Annotated in this window: 10 protein-coding genes, 3 tRNA genes and 1 pseudogene; 5 read left to right on the forward strand and 9 right to left on the reverse strand. The window is 41.8% G+C overall.

The window, feature by feature from the left end:
• The first annotated feature begins 616 nt into the window (after positions 1 to 616).
• Positions 617 to 693 (forward strand) — tRNA-Arg (locus tag KW136_RS02105).
• A 1,885-nt stretch (positions 694 to 2,578) separates the two neighbouring features.
• Here KW136_RS02105 and rpoZ read toward each other — a convergent pair.
• The 3 genes from rpoZ to KW136_RS02120 are packed head-to-tail and all read right to left on the reverse strand — an operon-like array spanning position 2,579 to position 4,443.
• Complete coding sequence (gene rpoZ / locus KW136_RS02110; protein WP_216796819.1) at positions 2,579 to 2,782, reverse strand: DNA-directed RNA polymerase subunit omega; 204 nt, start codon at positions 2,780 to 2,782, stop codon at positions 2,579 to 2,581.
• A gap of 47 nt (positions 2,783 to 2,829) precedes the next feature.
• Positions 2,830 to 3,492 (reverse strand): guanylate kinase, encoded by a 663-nt coding sequence (gmk, locus tag KW136_RS02115; RefSeq protein WP_216796820.1) that lies wholly within the window; start codon positions 3,490 to 3,492, stop codon positions 2,830 to 2,832.
• A 9-nt stretch (positions 3,493 to 3,501) separates the two neighbouring features.
• Positions 3,502 to 4,443 carry a YicC/YloC family endoribonuclease gene (locus tag KW136_RS02120; protein ID WP_216796822.1) on the reverse strand — a complete coding sequence of 314 codons (942 nt, stop codon included), beginning with the start codon at positions 4,441 to 4,443 and terminating at the stop codon, positions 3,502 to 3,504.
• 690 nt (positions 4,444 to 5,133) lie between these two features.
• Between KW136_RS02120 and KW136_RS02125 the strand changes: the two genes are divergently transcribed.
• The 3 genes from KW136_RS02125 to KW136_RS02135 all read left to right on the forward strand — a co-directional run bounded on the left by KW136_RS02125 (position 5,134) and on the right by KW136_RS02135 (position 7,237).
• Positions 5,134 to 5,754: a non-canonical purine NTP pyrophosphatase gene (locus KW136_RS02125; RefSeq protein ID WP_216796824.1), complete on the forward strand. Its 621-nt coding sequence runs from the start codon at positions 5,134 to 5,136 to the stop codon at positions 5,752 to 5,754.
• 13 nt (positions 5,755 to 5,767) lie between these two features.
• Positions 5,768 to 7,036, forward strand: a complete 1,269-nt coding sequence (hemW, locus tag KW136_RS02130; protein WP_216797430.1) for a radical SAM family heme chaperone HemW — start codon at positions 5,768 to 5,770, stop codon at positions 7,034 to 7,036.
• 116 nt (positions 7,037 to 7,152) lie between these two features.
• A tRNA-Ser gene (locus KW136_RS02135) sits at positions 7,153 to 7,237 on the forward strand.
• A 947-nt stretch (positions 7,238 to 8,184) separates the two neighbouring features.
• Here the strand turns inward: KW136_RS02135 and minE are convergent.
• The 6 genes and pseudogenes from minE to KW136_RS02165 form a co-directional block, all read right to left on the reverse strand.
• Positions 8,185 to 8,439 (reverse strand): cell division topological specificity factor MinE, encoded by a 255-nt coding sequence (minE, locus tag KW136_RS02140; protein WP_216796825.1) that lies wholly within the window; start codon positions 8,437 to 8,439, stop codon positions 8,185 to 8,187.
• Between the two features lie 10 nt (positions 8,440 to 8,449).
• Positions 8,450 to 9,265, reverse strand: coding sequence for a septum site-determining protein MinD (gene minD / locus KW136_RS02145; RefSeq protein WP_216796827.1), 816 nt, complete (start codon positions 9,263 to 9,265; stop codon positions 8,450 to 8,452).
• A 73-nt stretch (positions 9,266 to 9,338) separates the two neighbouring features.
• Positions 9,339 to 10,127, reverse strand: a complete 789-nt coding sequence (minC, locus tag KW136_RS02150) for a septum site-determining protein MinC (protein ID WP_216796829.1) — start codon at positions 10,125 to 10,127, stop codon at positions 9,339 to 9,341.
• 1,075 nt (positions 10,128 to 11,202) lie between these two features.
• Positions 11,203 to 11,293: transfer RNA gene (locus KW136_RS02155), tRNA-Ser, on the reverse strand.
• An 84-nt stretch (positions 11,294 to 11,377) separates the two neighbouring features.
• Positions 11,378 to 12,670, reverse strand: coding sequence for a serine--tRNA ligase (gene serS, locus KW136_RS02160; RefSeq protein ID WP_216796831.1), 1,293 nt, complete (start codon positions 12,668 to 12,670; stop codon positions 11,378 to 11,380).
• A 1,563-nt stretch (positions 12,671 to 14,233) separates the two neighbouring features.
• Positions 14,234 to 16,285 (reverse strand): annotated as a pseudogene (locus KW136_RS02165) (DNA translocase FtsK); the annotation flags it as partial.
• A 371-nt stretch (positions 16,286 to 16,656) separates the two neighbouring features.
• Between KW136_RS02165 and trxB the strand changes: the two are divergent.
• Positions 16,657 to 17,610, forward strand: coding sequence for a thioredoxin-disulfide reductase (gene trxB / locus KW136_RS02170; protein ID WP_216796835.1), 954 nt, complete (start codon positions 16,657 to 16,659; stop codon positions 17,608 to 17,610).
• Positions 17,611 to 17,730: the final 120 nt, after the last annotated feature.

Raw genomic sequence — 17,730 nt, forward strand, 5'->3', positions numbered from 1 at the left:
TACCTCCTACTAAGGATAGATTTACGCCTCTTATAAGCTTCGGAAAATTATGAGGAACCCAGCTAAGTTTACCCTACCTCAAAGATATTTCATCATGGCTGACTATTATTAATCTTATGCCTAGTATTATAGTATATTAGATGGTAATCAATTATATTAAAGAATAAATAACTCTCTAGCACCCTATTAACTATAGAATATATTATCGCTAATTCTAGTGTAGGCTGATTCTTTTCTTACAACTATATGCGCCAGCTCATCTTATGCAGAGATGGTTTCTATCAACAGAATTGCTATCACTATAAGATTAATCTTAACCTACTTAAGGTTAAGAAATTACGTCAACCTATATTTAGAAGTTGCGGTAATTGCTCTTTTATCATATAACCTATACATTAGCTTGTCTTTCCAACTATGGAAGATTATTCCATGTCAAATTTTACTGTTTATTAAAAATTTGTCTTATTTATTTAAACTTCAGAAAATTACGTACTAATTTATATAAATAAGATAATTTTGTTGTTAGGATCCTACGTCTTTTTATAAACTAGTATGTAAAAAAACTTCCTAGTATACCCACATCTTTAAAAAAGTTGCTATACTTCCCATTCTTCGCGCGGCTGTAGCTCAGTTGGATAGAGTACTTGGCTACGAACCAAGGGGTCGTGGGTTCAAATCCTGCCAGCCGCGCCATACCTTATAGCTAAGCATAAATTAGTACTCAACTACCGTAACGGTGGTATGCCTTGTCTGACCCGTATTTATGGCTAACGAGTACCTGAACTAAGAACGTAATATTATTCATTTTTTAGATAACGCCTATCTATAGCAATGTGCGTAGTATCTGTATTAGTAGTAGAAATAGTAACAGCTACTTGAGCAAAAAATTCCTAGAGCGTTATGACTAGCACTGTAACCGCTATATAAGTAAACAACCTAGCGGAGGTTGCCAATATAATACTAAATTAGCACCAAATCAGGACTAGGATCACGTTAATAGACGATATCGCTAATTAATACGAAATCGTATGGATCGATATGCCAAGACCCATCCTCATGTAGCTTGCAATGCTATTCTCAGGAATCGGATAATAACAAGACAGCAGTTGTACTTTTATGATTTTTGTAGCAGTAATTAATACTGGCGTTTATTACTAGCATTAGTTAGTGCTTTAAGATCTAGTTTTTAGCATCTCTATCGCGGTTTTTAAAAAAATGAAATTTTCTGAGCAAGTATCATGGCAATTTAATACCCCCCCACAATGCAAACCTGGTGTTATAAATACTTCTTGCTACGATTTATGCCGGTCCAGATATTATCCTAAATCTCTAGTATAAGTTTAGCAAGAGATAGTTAATGGGTTTTGGCACTTTCTCTATAAGCTGCTCGCCTAATTGCACCAACTTATGCAAACGCATCGTTTTTAAGTAATAGGGAATCTCTGAACATACCCTTCCAGTTGGAAAAAGCACTAACCAGCCTGGATTTTATCTTAAGTATAGAGCCGTGATAACTTCAATAATCTCACCCTTAACTCTGTACATGATAGAAATCACTTATTATTAATATTGATAATAATATATTGGTTATATAAATCTCTATGTACTGAATTCACTAAGTTTAGTGCAATCTATGCATTCATACTATGATTTTTACATAGTATGAATGCATAGATTGCATCTTAAAATAGATGCTATTTTGACATGCTAAAGGAGTTCGCTAGAGTTAACTTCCTTTACTTAAAATATCAAGTAATGCTTTATTAGCTACTAATTCGCCCGCTTTTGAACATCTCCCAGGTCCATATTGTCATGCTTAATTACAGCCAATAAGCTGCAGCGCTTTCTTCGGCAATCTGATGCATCTTAGACGGTATGGATTTAGAACTCGACTAGTATGCTAAACTGACCTACTAGAGTAGTGTTTAATAACTGATATCTATTGCCTTTTAGGATTGCTATGTAATATTTGAACTTCTGGGGCACTAGTTGGTAATGAGTATACCTATAACTACTCGCAAACCGTATACGTCGAGCATCTTCAAAAATGATAATCAGCTTATTACGCATCTTTTTATAGATGCTGTAAATCGTTTTTTCACGCTAGGTCAGATTGGCATTATCCACAGAATTCTGTACTGATTCCATAATCTTATTAATAACTATCCGTTAATTGCTTTGTGCTGCTTTAACAACCTTTTTAGGTGTTATATACCGCAGCGGACTAAAATTATCGAAACTTAACCCCTGTAGATCACTATATCATATAAGATTGAAGCTCTTCAGTCAGATTTAAAGGCGACATAACGTTATTCGTGTTCGACTGCTTGAGTGTCTCTATATTAATAGACCCGTACGTAGGCAATATTTTAAGAGCTACGCTAGTTTTTCTCTTGCAATATTTATGCGCTGTCTAGAGATATAGATTAGGATTCGAGCCTCAGTGGATGTATATAGTGCGTTGCACGCTTATCTGTTGTACTCGCCGCAAACAACAATTTAGAGGTGTGCATTAAATTAGAATTTATGTATAACCTAGGACTATTAGGCTGCAACTAGCACATAATGTATACACCGATTAGACTGGTACTCTTTTTAGCATCTCGATACCAACTTTTGCTTCGGAAATCTCGCGTAGTGCAAGTACTGTTGGCTTATCTTTGCTTTCTATCTTCGGTGTGTGGCCCTGCGCGAGTTCTCGTGCGCGATACGTTGCTACTAACGCAAGCTCGAATCGGTTAGAAATATGCTTCAAGCAGTCTTCAACTGTAATGCGAGCCATGCTGAAATCTCCTTTATCACTAAAAATTATTTATACGTGCAGCGCTACTAATTTTCCTGCAATGAATGAATACCTAATTCGACGAATAGTTTTTCGTGGCGTGTATACTGTGCTGAGAAACATAGTCGTCTTGAGGTGACTATGCTTTGCATCTCGGTTAATGCACGATCGAAAATATTGTTAATCAACACATATTCAAATTCGGGCGCATGCAGCATTTCATTGCTAGCGGCTAACATCCGATGAGTAATTACATGCCGCTCGTCTTGTCCACGTTTATATAGACGCGCTTCTAGCACATCAATCGATGGTGGAAGGATAAAGATGCCAACTGCGTTTCGGAACTTCTTGCGCACCTGTCGAGCACCCTGCCAATCGATGTCAAGGAGTATATCTGCCCCACTCTTTATCTGCTCTTCGATCCATATACGTGACGTTCCATAGTAATTGCCGTGAACTATGGCGCTCTCGAGAAACTCGTCTTGGGCATAGAGCTTCTGGAAATTAGATACTGAAATAAAATGATACTGAACGTTATTTTTCTCATTCTGCCTCGGCGGCCGAGTAGTATACGACACCGACATCCGGATTAGGGGATCGTCGGCTAATAGCGCATGAATTAGTGTTGACTTGCCTGCACCAGAGGGTGCAACTACCATAAACAGGTTTCCTGGATATCCTCCGGTGTAAAGATTACAATTATTTTTCATCGTGACAGACTATTCCAAGTTTTGAACCTGTTCACGCATTTGCTCGATTAACAGCTTCAGCATCATAGATGCGTCTGCTAGCTCCTTTGCTACAGCCTTGGACCCCAAAGTATTTGCCTCTCGGTTTAGTTCCTGCATCATAAAATCTAGTTTCTTACCAACTCGGCCTCCATTCTTAATCATATAGCGAGTCTCAGCTAAATGCGCGCCTAATCGAGATAACTCCTCAGAGATATCGATACGGACGCCATATATTGTAACCTCTTGACGGATCCGTTCGATAATTTCCTCATGCGAGACAATTTTCGGGGAACCATCCAATACCGCTATACCAAGTGCTGCCTGTAATCTCTCAATAATCTTTTTCTGGTGACGCGTAACTAGCTCAGGCACCAATGGTGTAAGGCTGCCGACAATTACCTCCATCTTGGATATATTGGCTAATAGCATTGTAGCTAGTTGGCCTCCCTCGCGACTGCGAGAGTTAATGAGCTCATTCAGAGCCTGCTGACTGCAAGCTATAACTGTGTCGCATAGTAATGATGCTGATAGGCCGCTATCAGCAATAACACCTGGCCAACGCAATATTTCACTAACGTGTAGACTACTCGCTTGGGGGAATACATCTAGAACAGAGCACTCTAGTGCTGCTAGTTGCAATAGCGCATTTCGATTAAGCGACTTAGTCATCGTTACCGGTTCGCTGCGCTGTACGTTAATTCGGATATCGATCTTGCCTCGTGAAAGACGATTCATTAGTATTTCACGCAAGGTTAGCTCGCATATGCGGACCTCTTCGGGCATGCGAAAATTTAGGTCGAGAAATCGAGAATTTGTTGTACGCAACTCGACTGATATACTCGCGGTATGAGTATTGCCACTGATCCCGGCCGAGCTGTCGACAAGCAGTTCTCGTATTACGCTAGCATAGCCCGTCATGCTACAAATCATTTTTACGTCTCATAATAATCTTTGTTTAAATGATGATTATCGCATTAAATGTATACTTACTGTAGTGACAGCAAGTGATATCAAAAGCAATCTGTAGGATCAAAAATCCGAACTTAGCGCTAAGATATAGTTTTCAGGTTAACTATTTTTAGTTGAAACCGCATTTAATTTCTAAGTGTTTGAATATACAAGTTCCGCGTCCACGGTTCGGTTACTGGTTCTACTAACGCGCCTAGAGAGATATGCATTACGTGCATCGCATAAGATTATAAACGAGCCGGGGCTTACTGCTAAGTTTTCAACAGACTCCACTGCCCGAAAAATATATATATAGCGATCGCAGGCCAATGTGAAGAAAATAGAGTAAGAGTACTTCAAAAAACCAAAGACCCCCCCCTTTTTTAAGTCAAACGCTGTACAGAGCACGCGATTAATCGATAACACATAGTAAGAGATCACAGCAATAACGCTCAGGCTTGACCACGGAGTGCAGCATATCAGTCGGTATCTGTAGCTAAAAAGCGGTGCTTAAACTAGACTGCGAAGAAAACGCACGTTGCGATACACATACATACTATGTAGTGATAATAGGGAGGCTGATTTTAAGTATAAATACAGTCTAAAAACTGTTGAGCTATATTGCGATAATACACACGCGCTATTAATCACGCTTAAAAAAGCGTAGAAGGTATGAACAACGATCCTAGATCTGTGCTGCCACGTATCGTGCTAGCGTCGAATAACCCCAGCAAACTGCGCGAATTTTTCGCACTGAATACTTTTGGTATTGAGCTTATACCGCAACATGCATTGTGCGTAGACAAAGCGCCCGAGCCGCATTCTACATTTATCGAAAACGCACTAGAAAAAGCTCGCCATGCAGCACACATTACCGGGTTACCCGCGCTCGCCGATGATTCTGGACTATGTGTGCATGCACTTGGAGGTGCTCCAGGCGTCTATTCAGCTAGTTATGCGAAATTAGCTGATGATAAGCAGTCCGATGCGGCTAACAATGCTCGCTTGCTTGAGGAGTTACGCGAGCATTCTGACCGACGAGCCTACTACTATTGCGTTCTAGTGTTACTGCGCCATGTCGATGATCCCGAGCCTTTAATCGCCTCTGGTCGCTGGAACGGCGAGATTCTGACTAAGGCTTATACCGGGAATGGTTTTGGCTACGACCCGTTATTCTACGTCTCTGATCTACAGAGCAGCGTGGCGCAGTTAGATCTAAAGGTGAAGAACACTTATAGCCATCGTGCGCTTGCAGTCGCAGATCTAACCCAGAGACTAGAAAATGCATGGTAAATCCAATGACAGAATGCTCCCCTCATATCCATCACCGCTCGAAGAGAACGATGCGCAGGGTGTGATCGGAGCGCTATCTACCAGTAGTGGGCCGAGGCGCACTCGGCCCACTACTCTACCACCATTATCTTTATATGTTCATTTTCCATGGTGCATTCGGAAGTGCCCGTACTGCGACTTTAATTCACACGCATTCTCACGTACCTCAAAAGACATATATTTCCCAGAAAATTTCCCTGAAATCGAGTATATAAACGCGCTACGCGCTGATCTAGAAACAGCGTTGCCATTGATCTGGGGGCGACCTATCCATACCGTGTTTATTGGCGGCGGGACGCCCAGCCTACTTTCGGCACAAGCTATTGACAGACTGTTATTAGACTTACGTGCTCTATTGTTAATAGATATAAATACGGAAATCACGCTTGAAGCTAATCCAGAAACATTGGAGGCCACTAAATTTACAAGCTTTCGCAGTAGTGGCGTGAATCGCCTCTCAATTGGCATCCAGAGTTTTAATGACGCTCACTTACGGGCACTGGGCCGCACGCATGATGCGGCCCAGTGCCGCCGCGCAGTAGAAATTGCGCGTTCAAGCTTCGATAACTTTAATCTAGACTTAATGTTTTCGCTGCCGAACCAAACGTACGCACAATGCTATACAGATATAAAAACTGTACTCTCATTTGAGCCGCCCCACTTGTCTCTGTATCAGCTCACGCTAGAGCCAAACACCTATTTCCACAAATATCCACCAGCACTACCGGACCACGATACATCGTCCGATATGCAGGATTGGATCCGTGCTCATATGCATGAAGCTGGCTACCAGTGCTATGAAGTGTCAGCGTATGCTAAAAAGCATCGATACAGTCAACACAACCTAAACTACTGGCAATTTGGCGACTATTTAGGCATTGGCGCAGGCGCGCATTCAAAATTGTCTTTTCCAGAAAGAATCGTGCGACAGATGCGTTATAAACATCCTGTTAGATATCTAACGCAGATTGCTAAGGGAGCACCCATTCACGAACAACACGAGATTAGTGATCTTGATCTATCATTTGAATTTATGCTGAATGCGCTACGACTCACTAAAGGCTTCCCAGCACATCTTTTTGTTGAGCGGACTGGGCTAACCATGAAATCAATCGAGCCAGCTCTTTTAGAAGCCGAATGCCGCGGCTTAATCTGGCGAGATCAAACGAATATTGCGCCGACGCCACTCGGCCAGCGTTTCTTGAATGACTTGCAGGCATTATTCCTAAAGGATAAAATATAAGATAATATGCTTTTACTCTTGAGTAAAAGCACTTCATGCATTCAGTTTATAGCACTAGTTAAGATATATCTATGCTTATCATACGCTACTCATCGGCGTATAATCCTTTTCTTCTTGGAAGCGTGGCCGAGCGGTTTAAGGCGCTGGTCTTGAAAACCAGAGATAGGCAACTGTCCGTGAGTTCGAATCTCACCGCTTCCATAAGCGTACTTATAAATTAAGTGGGAAGCTAAAGGAGCCACTCACTATTTTATATCATAAGTGACTCGCCCCCTCTAGTCCAACTGAGCCTAATGGCTTTTCACTACCGGTCTTTAGTACTAAACACTTCTCTTAAGATCCTAATTGAATAAATTTCACTATTGATATAATAATCAATGGTTTGAAGCCTATATTAACGCGATAAATGTTTTATAAAATATATAAAAACTATAATATATCGTCTATATTCTTTGTAATAAATCGTTAACACAACGACTAACACAAATTGTATTCGTAATACATTAAAAAATTAGGAGTTTCAATGAGTTTGCATAAAAAGTTATATATAAAATAATTGTTAACTATTCAAGATAATAGATGCTAGTGGCGCATAGCTACTAATGACTCTGGCTATCTACTTCTACTATCTTATCTATTGATAAAGCGCTGGATAGTATAGCGTAGTGTGCTATACAGCTTTAGAAGCACAGAGTTAAGTACCAGTTAAGCTTACACAAGTAATTATATCTCATTATCCACCATTAGCAAAAAATACGAGATTTACCTATCATTCCCTACTAAAAAATAGAATTTTATGCTTGCTACTTATATCTACTATATATTACAAGCGTATAACCGATGTAGAAACAGATAATATGACACGTTGTGTATTTATATATACAAAGATTTTTTCTATAAGCGTTAACTACAGATTAGATATCTGTCTAAGTTTACGTAAAGCTCATTAGCACTTTTTTAATCATTATTAATAAGTCATTTATAATCTGTATACTAGGACTATCATTAATAATGATTGTATAGATTGCGATCCGAAATTTTTACTTTTTACACTACCACTATACAATATTCTTTCTATACTATATAGACACGTAACACTGCTACATATGATACATTGCTAGGGGTAGTAATATCTAGTTTGTAGCACATTAAGGCTGGGGAATCTCAATCTTGACCTCAATTACCTCAAGGTCATCCTGACGTTCTAGATGGACCCTAATATCATTATTTGTTATCTTTACATACTTCGAGATTACCGAAACAAGTTCTTGCTGAAGCGCAGGCAAATAATCAGCTGGCGCTCGACCAGCTGCGCGCTCGTGCGCAATGATTAATTGCAGGCGTTCTTTTGCAACTAATGCGGATTTTCGTTTTTCGCCGAGCAGAAAAGAAAGAATCGACATTTCACCCCCCTTATTTGCTGCCGAACAGACGTTTTAATAATCCTGGCTCTTGATAATTAATGTACCGTAGCGGCTTTTGTTCCCCGAGGAAACGAGCGATGACGTCCTTATATGACTCTGCAACATCAGTCCCATTTAAGTGCACTACTGGCATGCCCTGGTTTGATGCATGCAATACTGACTCAGATTCAGGGATCACGCCAACTAATGGTATCCGCAAAATCTCCTGGATATCATCTAGAGATAACATCTCGCCTTCACTAACACGCTTTGGGTTATATCTGGTAATTAGTAGGTGCTCTTTGACTGGCTCCTTACCCTTAATCGCGCGGCGCGTCTTAGACGCTAGAATTCCAAGGATGCGGTCTGCATCTCGGACCGAGGATACTTCAGGATTCGTAACGATTAACGCCTCATCAGCACAGTACATTGCCATCAATGCACCCGACTCAATACCAGCTGGAGAATCGCAGACGATATACTCGAAGCCCATTTCACTCAAGGCACCAATAACTTTCTCAACACTTTCTAGTGTTAAAGCATTTTTATCGCGCGTTTGAGACGCTGGTAGTATGTACAATTGCTCACACTTTTTATCTTTAATTAGGGCCTGATTGAGGTTTGCTTCACTCTGAATCACGTTAATTAAATCGTATACAACACGACGCTCACAACCCATAATAAGGTCAAGATTACGTAGCCCAACGTCGAAATCAATAATAGCGGTTTTATGCCTGAGCAGTGCGAGTCCAGACCCAAAACTTGCGCTTGTCGTCGTTTTACCTACTCCGCCCTTGCCAGAAGTCACTACAATAATTTTTGTCATAATGTTACCTTAGATTCGGCAATATGCTCTGCTACCGTCAGCGCAAATATCGTCTTATAATACGGATTTGTGCTTATGTTAGCCGCAGCGGCTCGATAATTAACTTCTCATCTTCTAGCCTGATCTGTACTGACTTACCTAGAACACTAGGGTCAAGTGGCGTTTCAGTCGTCTGATATATTCCAGCAATAGAAATTAGTTCCGGCTCTAAGCACATGCAGAAGATCCGTGCGTTATAGTTAACATGTACACCCGCTAGTGCCCGTCCTCGCAGTGGAGCATAGATATGAATGCTGCCCTCGGCAATTACTTCCGCCCCGTAACTAACTAAGTTTAATACTACAAGATCACCTTTTGCGTAGACCTGCTGTCCGGAGCGCAGTGGTCTTTCTATTACTAGTGCCTCGCTGTTTCTGCTTGAATTGATATCGGCTTGGAGGATGCTACGTGGCTTAGATATTAAGTTGCATGGCATAACTTGTGATATCGTTGATGTTGCTTCTATTAGCGGCTCACTGATAGATGTGCTACTACGAGCAATAAAACTTTCGCGCAATTCGACGAATGGCAGTGTATCAAGTTGTATCCATAATCGTTGTTCCTCATGCGCAACAACACCAGCTGGATGCATCCGGAATGTCTTTAGCATCTCGGCTATTTCTATAACTAGAATACGTGGAAACGACGACAGGCGCCGCACATCAATTACCACTAGGTCATTAGCGAAGAACTCCGGCATCATATCGAAACGTCGACTTAGTTCAGCCTGTATTTTAGCTAGATCAGTTGTCTTCACGACAAATAAAAGCGTGTTGACTACACTGTTGCGTAATTCAAAAAAGAGTGAGTTTTTAGCCGGCATAAAGGACTACAAAAAATTTTTTATATTTTACAGGCCTGTTGCGAGACTGTGCCGAGAAAGATTAGCTGTATATTCCACAAAAACGAAGTTTTTATATGAGGATTACAAATCATTCATAGACATGCTATTTCAAGAATCTCATAAACAGAAACCCGCTCGCACTAGGGAAGTGGCCTCGAGAAATAGTAAATTTGTCTAAAAATTAATCAAAGACAATAAGGTCTAATATGGGATATTAAACGTACTGTATGCGAAAAGGAATCGGAGCTTAAAGCTGCATAATCTAGATTAACTCAATCAGATAAGACGGCTGGCCGGAAGTATATATACAGACCCGCTGTCCATACCTCCCAGATATGTTTAACGGTCAAGCTATACAGTAAGATCTTGATAGAAAATATAGACCAAGAAATCTTATTAAGATCTTCTAGAGATCGCACCTTACGCTATACCAAACAACTTAGAACCAAAAACTAAATCTATGGAGAACACCTTAGTAAATTTGGGAGTCTGACCTTGACAAGTGATTTTATACTTTCCTGCATAGTTTTAACCAAATTATGAACCGGCGAGAACCCCCTAGTAATAAATTGAGCAACCTTATTCAGAAATTATTCTAGAATAATTAGAAATTACAACTAATCTTAATACGCTAGATAGAAGTTAATAGATTGAACACACATATCGTGGATACATAAACACCATTCAAGAGTTCGTGCACATCTAGAAATAAAGCGTAGAGAAAATTATTATGCTTGCATTGATATTAATGACGCCCTAGAGCTGGAGGCTTAGATAAAGAAACTTATTAGCAAACACTAAAATGATATGCAGAACGGTACGCAGTCTAGCAGCACTGGAGATAAGCTAAGCGAGCTTTAAATAACAATTACTAACCTTATCTTATAGTTTTACTATGAGTAGAGAATAACTAATAACGCACAATACAGTCATTATAGCGTCAAATTTGATAAAAATATCAAGTTTTGACACATCAACGTAGTGGTATACATAGAGAAATATATACTGGAAATTCCAGTGTTCTAGACAGATTTAGTCTAGTAATAAATTGCTTTGGCGGAAAGGGGGGGGTTCGAACCCCCGATACGGGAAAACCGTATACCGGATTTCGAGTCCGGCGCATTCAGCCGCTCTGCCACCTTTCCTAGGATTTTAGTTGTCGCTTAGCGCAATAAAGAACTATAAACAATCTGTGAAGCAACTCCAAGCGTATTCTAGAGCCACAAGATTTACCTCTTGGGCTCTAATAAGGTAATGCCTCCCATATATGGGCGCAATACCGAAGGTATTGTGATCGACCCGTCAGCGTTTTGGCCGTTCTCTAGAATGGCCACCAGCGTGCGGCCGACTGCTAGCCCGGAGCCATTTAGTGTATGCACTAGCTCAAGCTTGCCATGCTGATTGCGGAATCTCGCTTGTATACGGCGAGACTGAAACGCTTCAGTGTTTGAGCATGATGAAACCTCTCTATAGGTATGCTGCCCCGGTAGCCACACTTCGAGATCATACGTTTTTGCCGCTGAAAACCCCATGTCACCAGTACACAGCGTGATTACTCGGTACGGTAACTCTAGCTGTTGCAAAATAGCTTCAGCGTGTCTTACCATTTCCTCTAATGCTTGGTATGATCTGGTCGGCAATGTAATTTGCACCATTTCAATTTTATCAAACTGATGCTGCCGGATCATACCGCGTGTATCTCGCCCATACGCACCGGCCTCGGACCTAAAGCATGGTGAATGCGCAGTCAACCGGATCGGCAATTGATTCTCCTCAATAATGCTGTCACGTACCATGTTAGTCAACACGATTTCTGACGTCGAGATCAAATATTGGGTCACCCTATTATCCCCCTCCCCTTTTTCGACACGAAACATATCATTACCGAACTTAGGTAATTGACCGGTACCGTATAAGATCTCCGGATTCACGATATAGGGAATATAGCACTCAGTATAGTTGTGATTTTGCGTGTGCATATTGAGCATAAACCCCGTGAGCGCCCGATGCAAGTGAGCTGCCTGGCCGCGTAGCAATGTGAAGCGAGCACCAGACAGTTTAGCGCCCACCTCAAAATCAACTCCTAGCGGCACACCAAGGTCTACATGATCTTTAACAGCAAAATCAAACCTTCGTGGCATACCCCAGCGTCTTACTTCGATATTTCCGGTCTCATTTTGGCCAATTGGCACGGATTGATGCGGAAGATTTGGGATGCCTAGCACTAGCTCAGACAATTTTGCCTGGACTTTATCTAGTTGCATCACTGATGATTTGATATTGTAGTTGATACGCGTAACTTGCTCCATAATCTCGGAAGCATCTTCGCCGCATCCCTTCATAGCGCCAATTTTCTTAGATAAGGTATTGCGGCGTGATCGTAAGTTCTCGGTAAGAGTTTGAAGCCGTCGTCGTTCAGATTCAAGCGCTTGAAATGCAGAAATGTCAAGAACATAGGCACGATCGACTAACCGTCGTGTAACCGCGTCTATGTCTTTTCGGAGCAAGGTGATATCAAGCATAGGAACCTTATAATACTATTATAAATAGACCGCGATTTTATCTTGCTACTAGCAAGGATCTTAGCAGCTTAAAGGTCAGCTAGAACTATGTCACGTATCCTTGCCCTGTTTATTGCATAGATACTATGTAGCTTTCTTTCTTGTGTTGATTCTTACCGAGCTATATCTATGCCATGGTAGGGGGGGTCTAGATTTTACGGCTCTTTACTCTAGATTTTGCATCTTTGCATGGAGGACATATACTACCTAAATAATATTGTAGAGGCTGTCTGATTAGCATATCCGCTGCCCTATAAGGTTTAATTTATTAAAACCTATATTACATATAGACGACCTCATCTAAGCTCCCTTATTAAATTGGTTAGCTTGCTAAGATGGTACGGGTACCCCATGTATTTATCGCATAAGACATACAGCTATTCTGGCCGGTATGCAGTTCTAGTCGTATGGGGTGCTATAGCACCTTTTTCGAAGGTAAACACCTTGTAGGGAGTGATACCTTCTTGGTAGCACAACGCGCGCAGCCCGGGGATTTAATATCATCAAAGCTACTACTTTGAACTAATTAACGCCATGCGTTTATTGTAAATTGAATGTATTGTCTTGCTTGTCAAGGGGGGGGGATAGATTTTCTGCCGAAATAGAGCTAGGCTATATATAGATATAGTTTCTTCAGCGCCTGCTGTACGTAATCGTTAACTCGTTACTAACATCTAATTACAAAATATATGTACTTACACTTCCTTCTAAACTTTATAAAAATCAACTCTTTTAGTGGAAAATAAGGCACTATTCACCCTAAATAATATATTTTTTAGGGTAGGACCAAAAAATACGGAATATATTAGAGTATTAAATGTCTACTACTATAGGGATCTTTAACACACCGGGTACTCCATGGATTTATTGTATGCTGCGTGATGGACTTAAATCCCACCTGCTTTATGCGAATAAGCTATAGCACATAAGATAAGATAATAACCTTGTTAATTATCTTTTGTAGTAGTTATTTCGACAGCCGAATAACTGTTCTAATATTATTAGAACAAAATAATCAAACGACTAAGCGGCTATGCTGATGCATATATTTATACCTATTTATCCAACACGTCGCTAGAGAGCAATTACCATGCATAATATTGTCAAGCAGGCGGTAGTCTAGAAATGAGTCTATCGCTCTGTTTATGGCATCACAAGCTTAAATATTTGAGCAGGTAGTACCGAATTTATAGATATTTAAGAAAGAGATGGCGTTATATCTCCGACCTTGAATTTCGCGGTGTATTTCTAAACATACACGAACGGCACGCTAACTAAGGTAATTCATTCGCTTTCTACGACGCTAGCTATAGCGAGAAGGAGTGGTACTATTATTAATGCTTTTCCGCATCAAGGCTCTATTATATCTAACTAAGATGGCTATATCTGTTCAGAAGCCGGGCTATTTATTATGCTAATGCGAAAGTGATACTACACTAGCGAGATCAGCACGCGGCGCTGTTTAAAAATGACTATTATAGATTAGTCATGTAACGTATTGCCTTCGCTATCTATTTTTCCCTCTAGAATACCGTCTATATAGTTTAACTCGCCCAGCTCTTTCAGTTTCTTCACGACACGATAAACCTCATCGTCGGATACAAATGCGCTATGGACGCGGGTTGGCAATCTGCTACCTGGTGTCAGGTATAACATATCTCCTTGACCGAGTAATGATTCAGCACCCATTTGGTCTAGAATTGTGCGGGAATCAATTTTCGATGATACTTGAAATGCAATGCGCGTAGGTATATTTGCTTTAATTAAACCAGTTATTACATCGACCGATGGCCGCTGGGTTGCAAGCACAAGATGAATGCCGGATGCGCGCGCTTTCTGTGCGATTCTGGCAATAAGCTCCTCCGCCTTCTTGCCGACGACCATCATTAAATCTGCCAATTCATCAATGATAACCACAATAAACGGCAAGGTTTCAAGCAGCTCAGATTTGTCCCGAATCAGGCTGAACGGACTAGGAATTCTCCGGCTATTTTTCTTTAAGTCGTCTATCTTGCTATTGTAGCTAGCCAAATTGCGCCCCCCGATCTTGCTCATTAATTTATAGCGACGCTCCATTTCGCCAACTACCCAGCTCAGCGCGTGGCCAGCTTGGCGCATGTCAGTAACAACTGGACATAATAGGTGGGGAATACCTTCATAGACCGATAGCTCAAGCATTTTTGGATCAATCATTATAAGACGGACCTGATCCGAGCTAGCTTTGTATAATATCGATAAAATCATCGCACTAATGCCAACTGATTTACCTGAGCCGGTCGTGCCAGCTACCAGAAGATGCGGCATCTTATTTAGATCTGCGCATATCGGATTGCCACCAGTATCCTTACCCAACCCTATTGTAAGTGGCGATAGTGCATTTATATAATCTTTAGAGCTCACAATATCTATCAAACGCACAATCTGACGGCTCTGATTAGGCAGCTCTAGACCCATATAGTTCTTTCCGGGAATTGTTTCGACAACTCGGATCGATGCAAGCGATAGCGCCCGAGAGAGATCTTTTGCAAGGCTTACGATCTGATTGCCTTTCACTCCGATCTCTGGCTCGATTTCGTAGCGGGTAATTACTGGGCCCGGATAGGCCCCTACTACACTAACCTGGACGCCGAAGTCTTTTAACTTTTTTTCGATTAGTCGTGAGTTAGATTCAAGCGTATTAGCTGATACAGCTTCACGAGTATCCGGCGATGGATCTAGTAGTGTGAGCGGCGGCAACAGATTATTGCCAGTATGTTCCTGGAACAGAGTCGCTTTTCCTTCATTTTCAATGCACTTAGACTGGGTTAGCATCGCTATGGCAGGCCTGCTCGTTACAGACTCACGCTCCTCAATCCGCATCTGACTGCGCTCAATTTTACCCCCTTGATTGACTTCCTCTTTCCGGTTAACCTTGTAGGCACGCTTCTTAGCGCACCATAACTGTAGGAGCACAACAACGTTGATAATGGCATCGCCGACACGATCAGCCACCGATAGCCATGAAAAACGGAAAAATAATGATAAGCCGATTGCCTGCATAAGCAGTAATGCTAGCGTTCCGCTAGTAAATCCAAGTGTGTGCTGAACGCCGTAAGCTACTGCATTACCAACGATGCCGCCGGGAGCTTGGGGCAATTGAGCCTTTAGAGACCACATGCGTAATGCTTCTAGGCCGTCGCTAGCTACAAGCACGAGTATAAACGACAGAATCTCCGCTAACCAACCGCCTTCGCGTAAAGGCGCTGCCGGCTTATCTAATTCGTCGTGACGAGCAATGCATTGATAATTTGCAACGATATGTTGGGCTAGCAAAACAACACACCAATAAGCAGATAGGCCGAATAATAGCAATAGGATATCGGATATCCATGCACCGACACGGCCACCCCAGTTTACAATCTGGTAGTCTACATGTACAGCATGTGTCCAGCTTGGGTCGCTCTTGCTGTAGCTAATAAGCGTCATTAGTAGGAACAAGGCAAAGCTAACCTGCAGTAGCCAGTAAATCTCACTCAGTAAACGCGATAGACGATGCGGCAAAACTTTTGCCCTAGAGGAATACGTGGATTTCGTCATTGAATCGACAAGAGAGCGTCCTATAAGGTCACTAGAATTCGTGTGCCTGTATTATTTATAGTCCATGAAATAACCGAATGCTCTAGTAAACCGGTCGGACTTATACGCCACATAAAAGCTGCAAAACCGATGTGGTAAGCGAGCGCTTGAGTACAGAATAATATGTTTAAGTTCCATCAAATATTGGGGGTAGTGTGCGAATGGATAACAAAGTATAGACTAATTAGAGCATCGTCATTACTCCTATGCAAAAATCAGTTAGACCGATACCGGTTAGAGCCTTTATTTTATAATAGAGAAATTAATATTAAGTGTGCATTGCCGTGCTGTGCGGTCAAACACATATCCATCCTGTAAGAATCGATCACTACATGTCTCAACATAAGCACTCGAAAGTCCTTATTCTCGGCTCCGGCCCGGCTGGCTATAGCGCGGCCGTCTACGCAGCACGGGCCAACCTCTCGCCCATACTTATAACCGGCCTAACACAAGGAGGGCAGCTAATGATGACTACTGACATTGAGAACTGGCCCGGCGATCCGGGCACTACACCAGGTCCAGAACTGATGCAGCGGCTGTTCAACCATGCACAGCGTTTTAATACGGAAATCATCTGTGATCACATTCATACTACTCAATTAAAAGATCGGCCATTGAGACTAAGAGGTGACCTGGGTGAGTACACGTGCGATGCGTTAATTATCGCAACTGGCGCATCTGCCCAATACTTGGGTCTACCGTCAGAGCAAAAATTTATGGGCAGGGGAGTTTCCGCATGCGCAACCTGCGATGGTTTCTTCTATCGGAATCGAGACGTTGCAGTAATCGGCGGTGGTAATACCGCTGTCGAAGAAGCTCTTTACTTGTCTGCTATCGCGAAAAAAGTTACGGTAATTCACCGTCGTGACAAGTTCCGCGCCGAACCGATCCTGATCGATCGACTACGCTCAAAAGAGCGGGAGGGCATTATTCAGATTAAATGGAACCATGTGCTTAATAAAGTGCTCGGCGACGATTCTGGTGTGACTGGTTTGCGTATCAAGGATATACAAACTAGCAAAGTTACCGATCTATCTGTACATGGCTTGTTTGTGGCTATCGGCCATAAGCCAAATACCGATATTTTCGAGGACCAATTAGAGATGAGAAACGGTTATATAGTTACAAACTCTGGTTTGAAAGGCAATGTGACTGCAACCTCTATTGCCGGCGTATTCGCTGCAGGCGACGTGCAGGATCAGATCTATCGTCAAGCTATTACTAGCGCGAGCGCCGGATGCATGGCCGCATTAGACGCACAGCGTTATCTTGAGATAACTCAATAAAACACCTTAAGGTATCCAACACGACACTAATCCCAAAACATTGCAAAATACTACCGCAACGAATAGATAGCTTTAAGTCAAGGACAAGCATATCGAAGCATAAGGTCCGTCCGAATAATT

This window comes from Candidatus Vallotiella hemipterorum (assembly GCF_910593725.1).
GTDB lineage: Bacteria > Pseudomonadota > Gammaproteobacteria > Burkholderiales > Burkholderiaceae > Mycetohabitans > Mycetohabitans hemipterorum.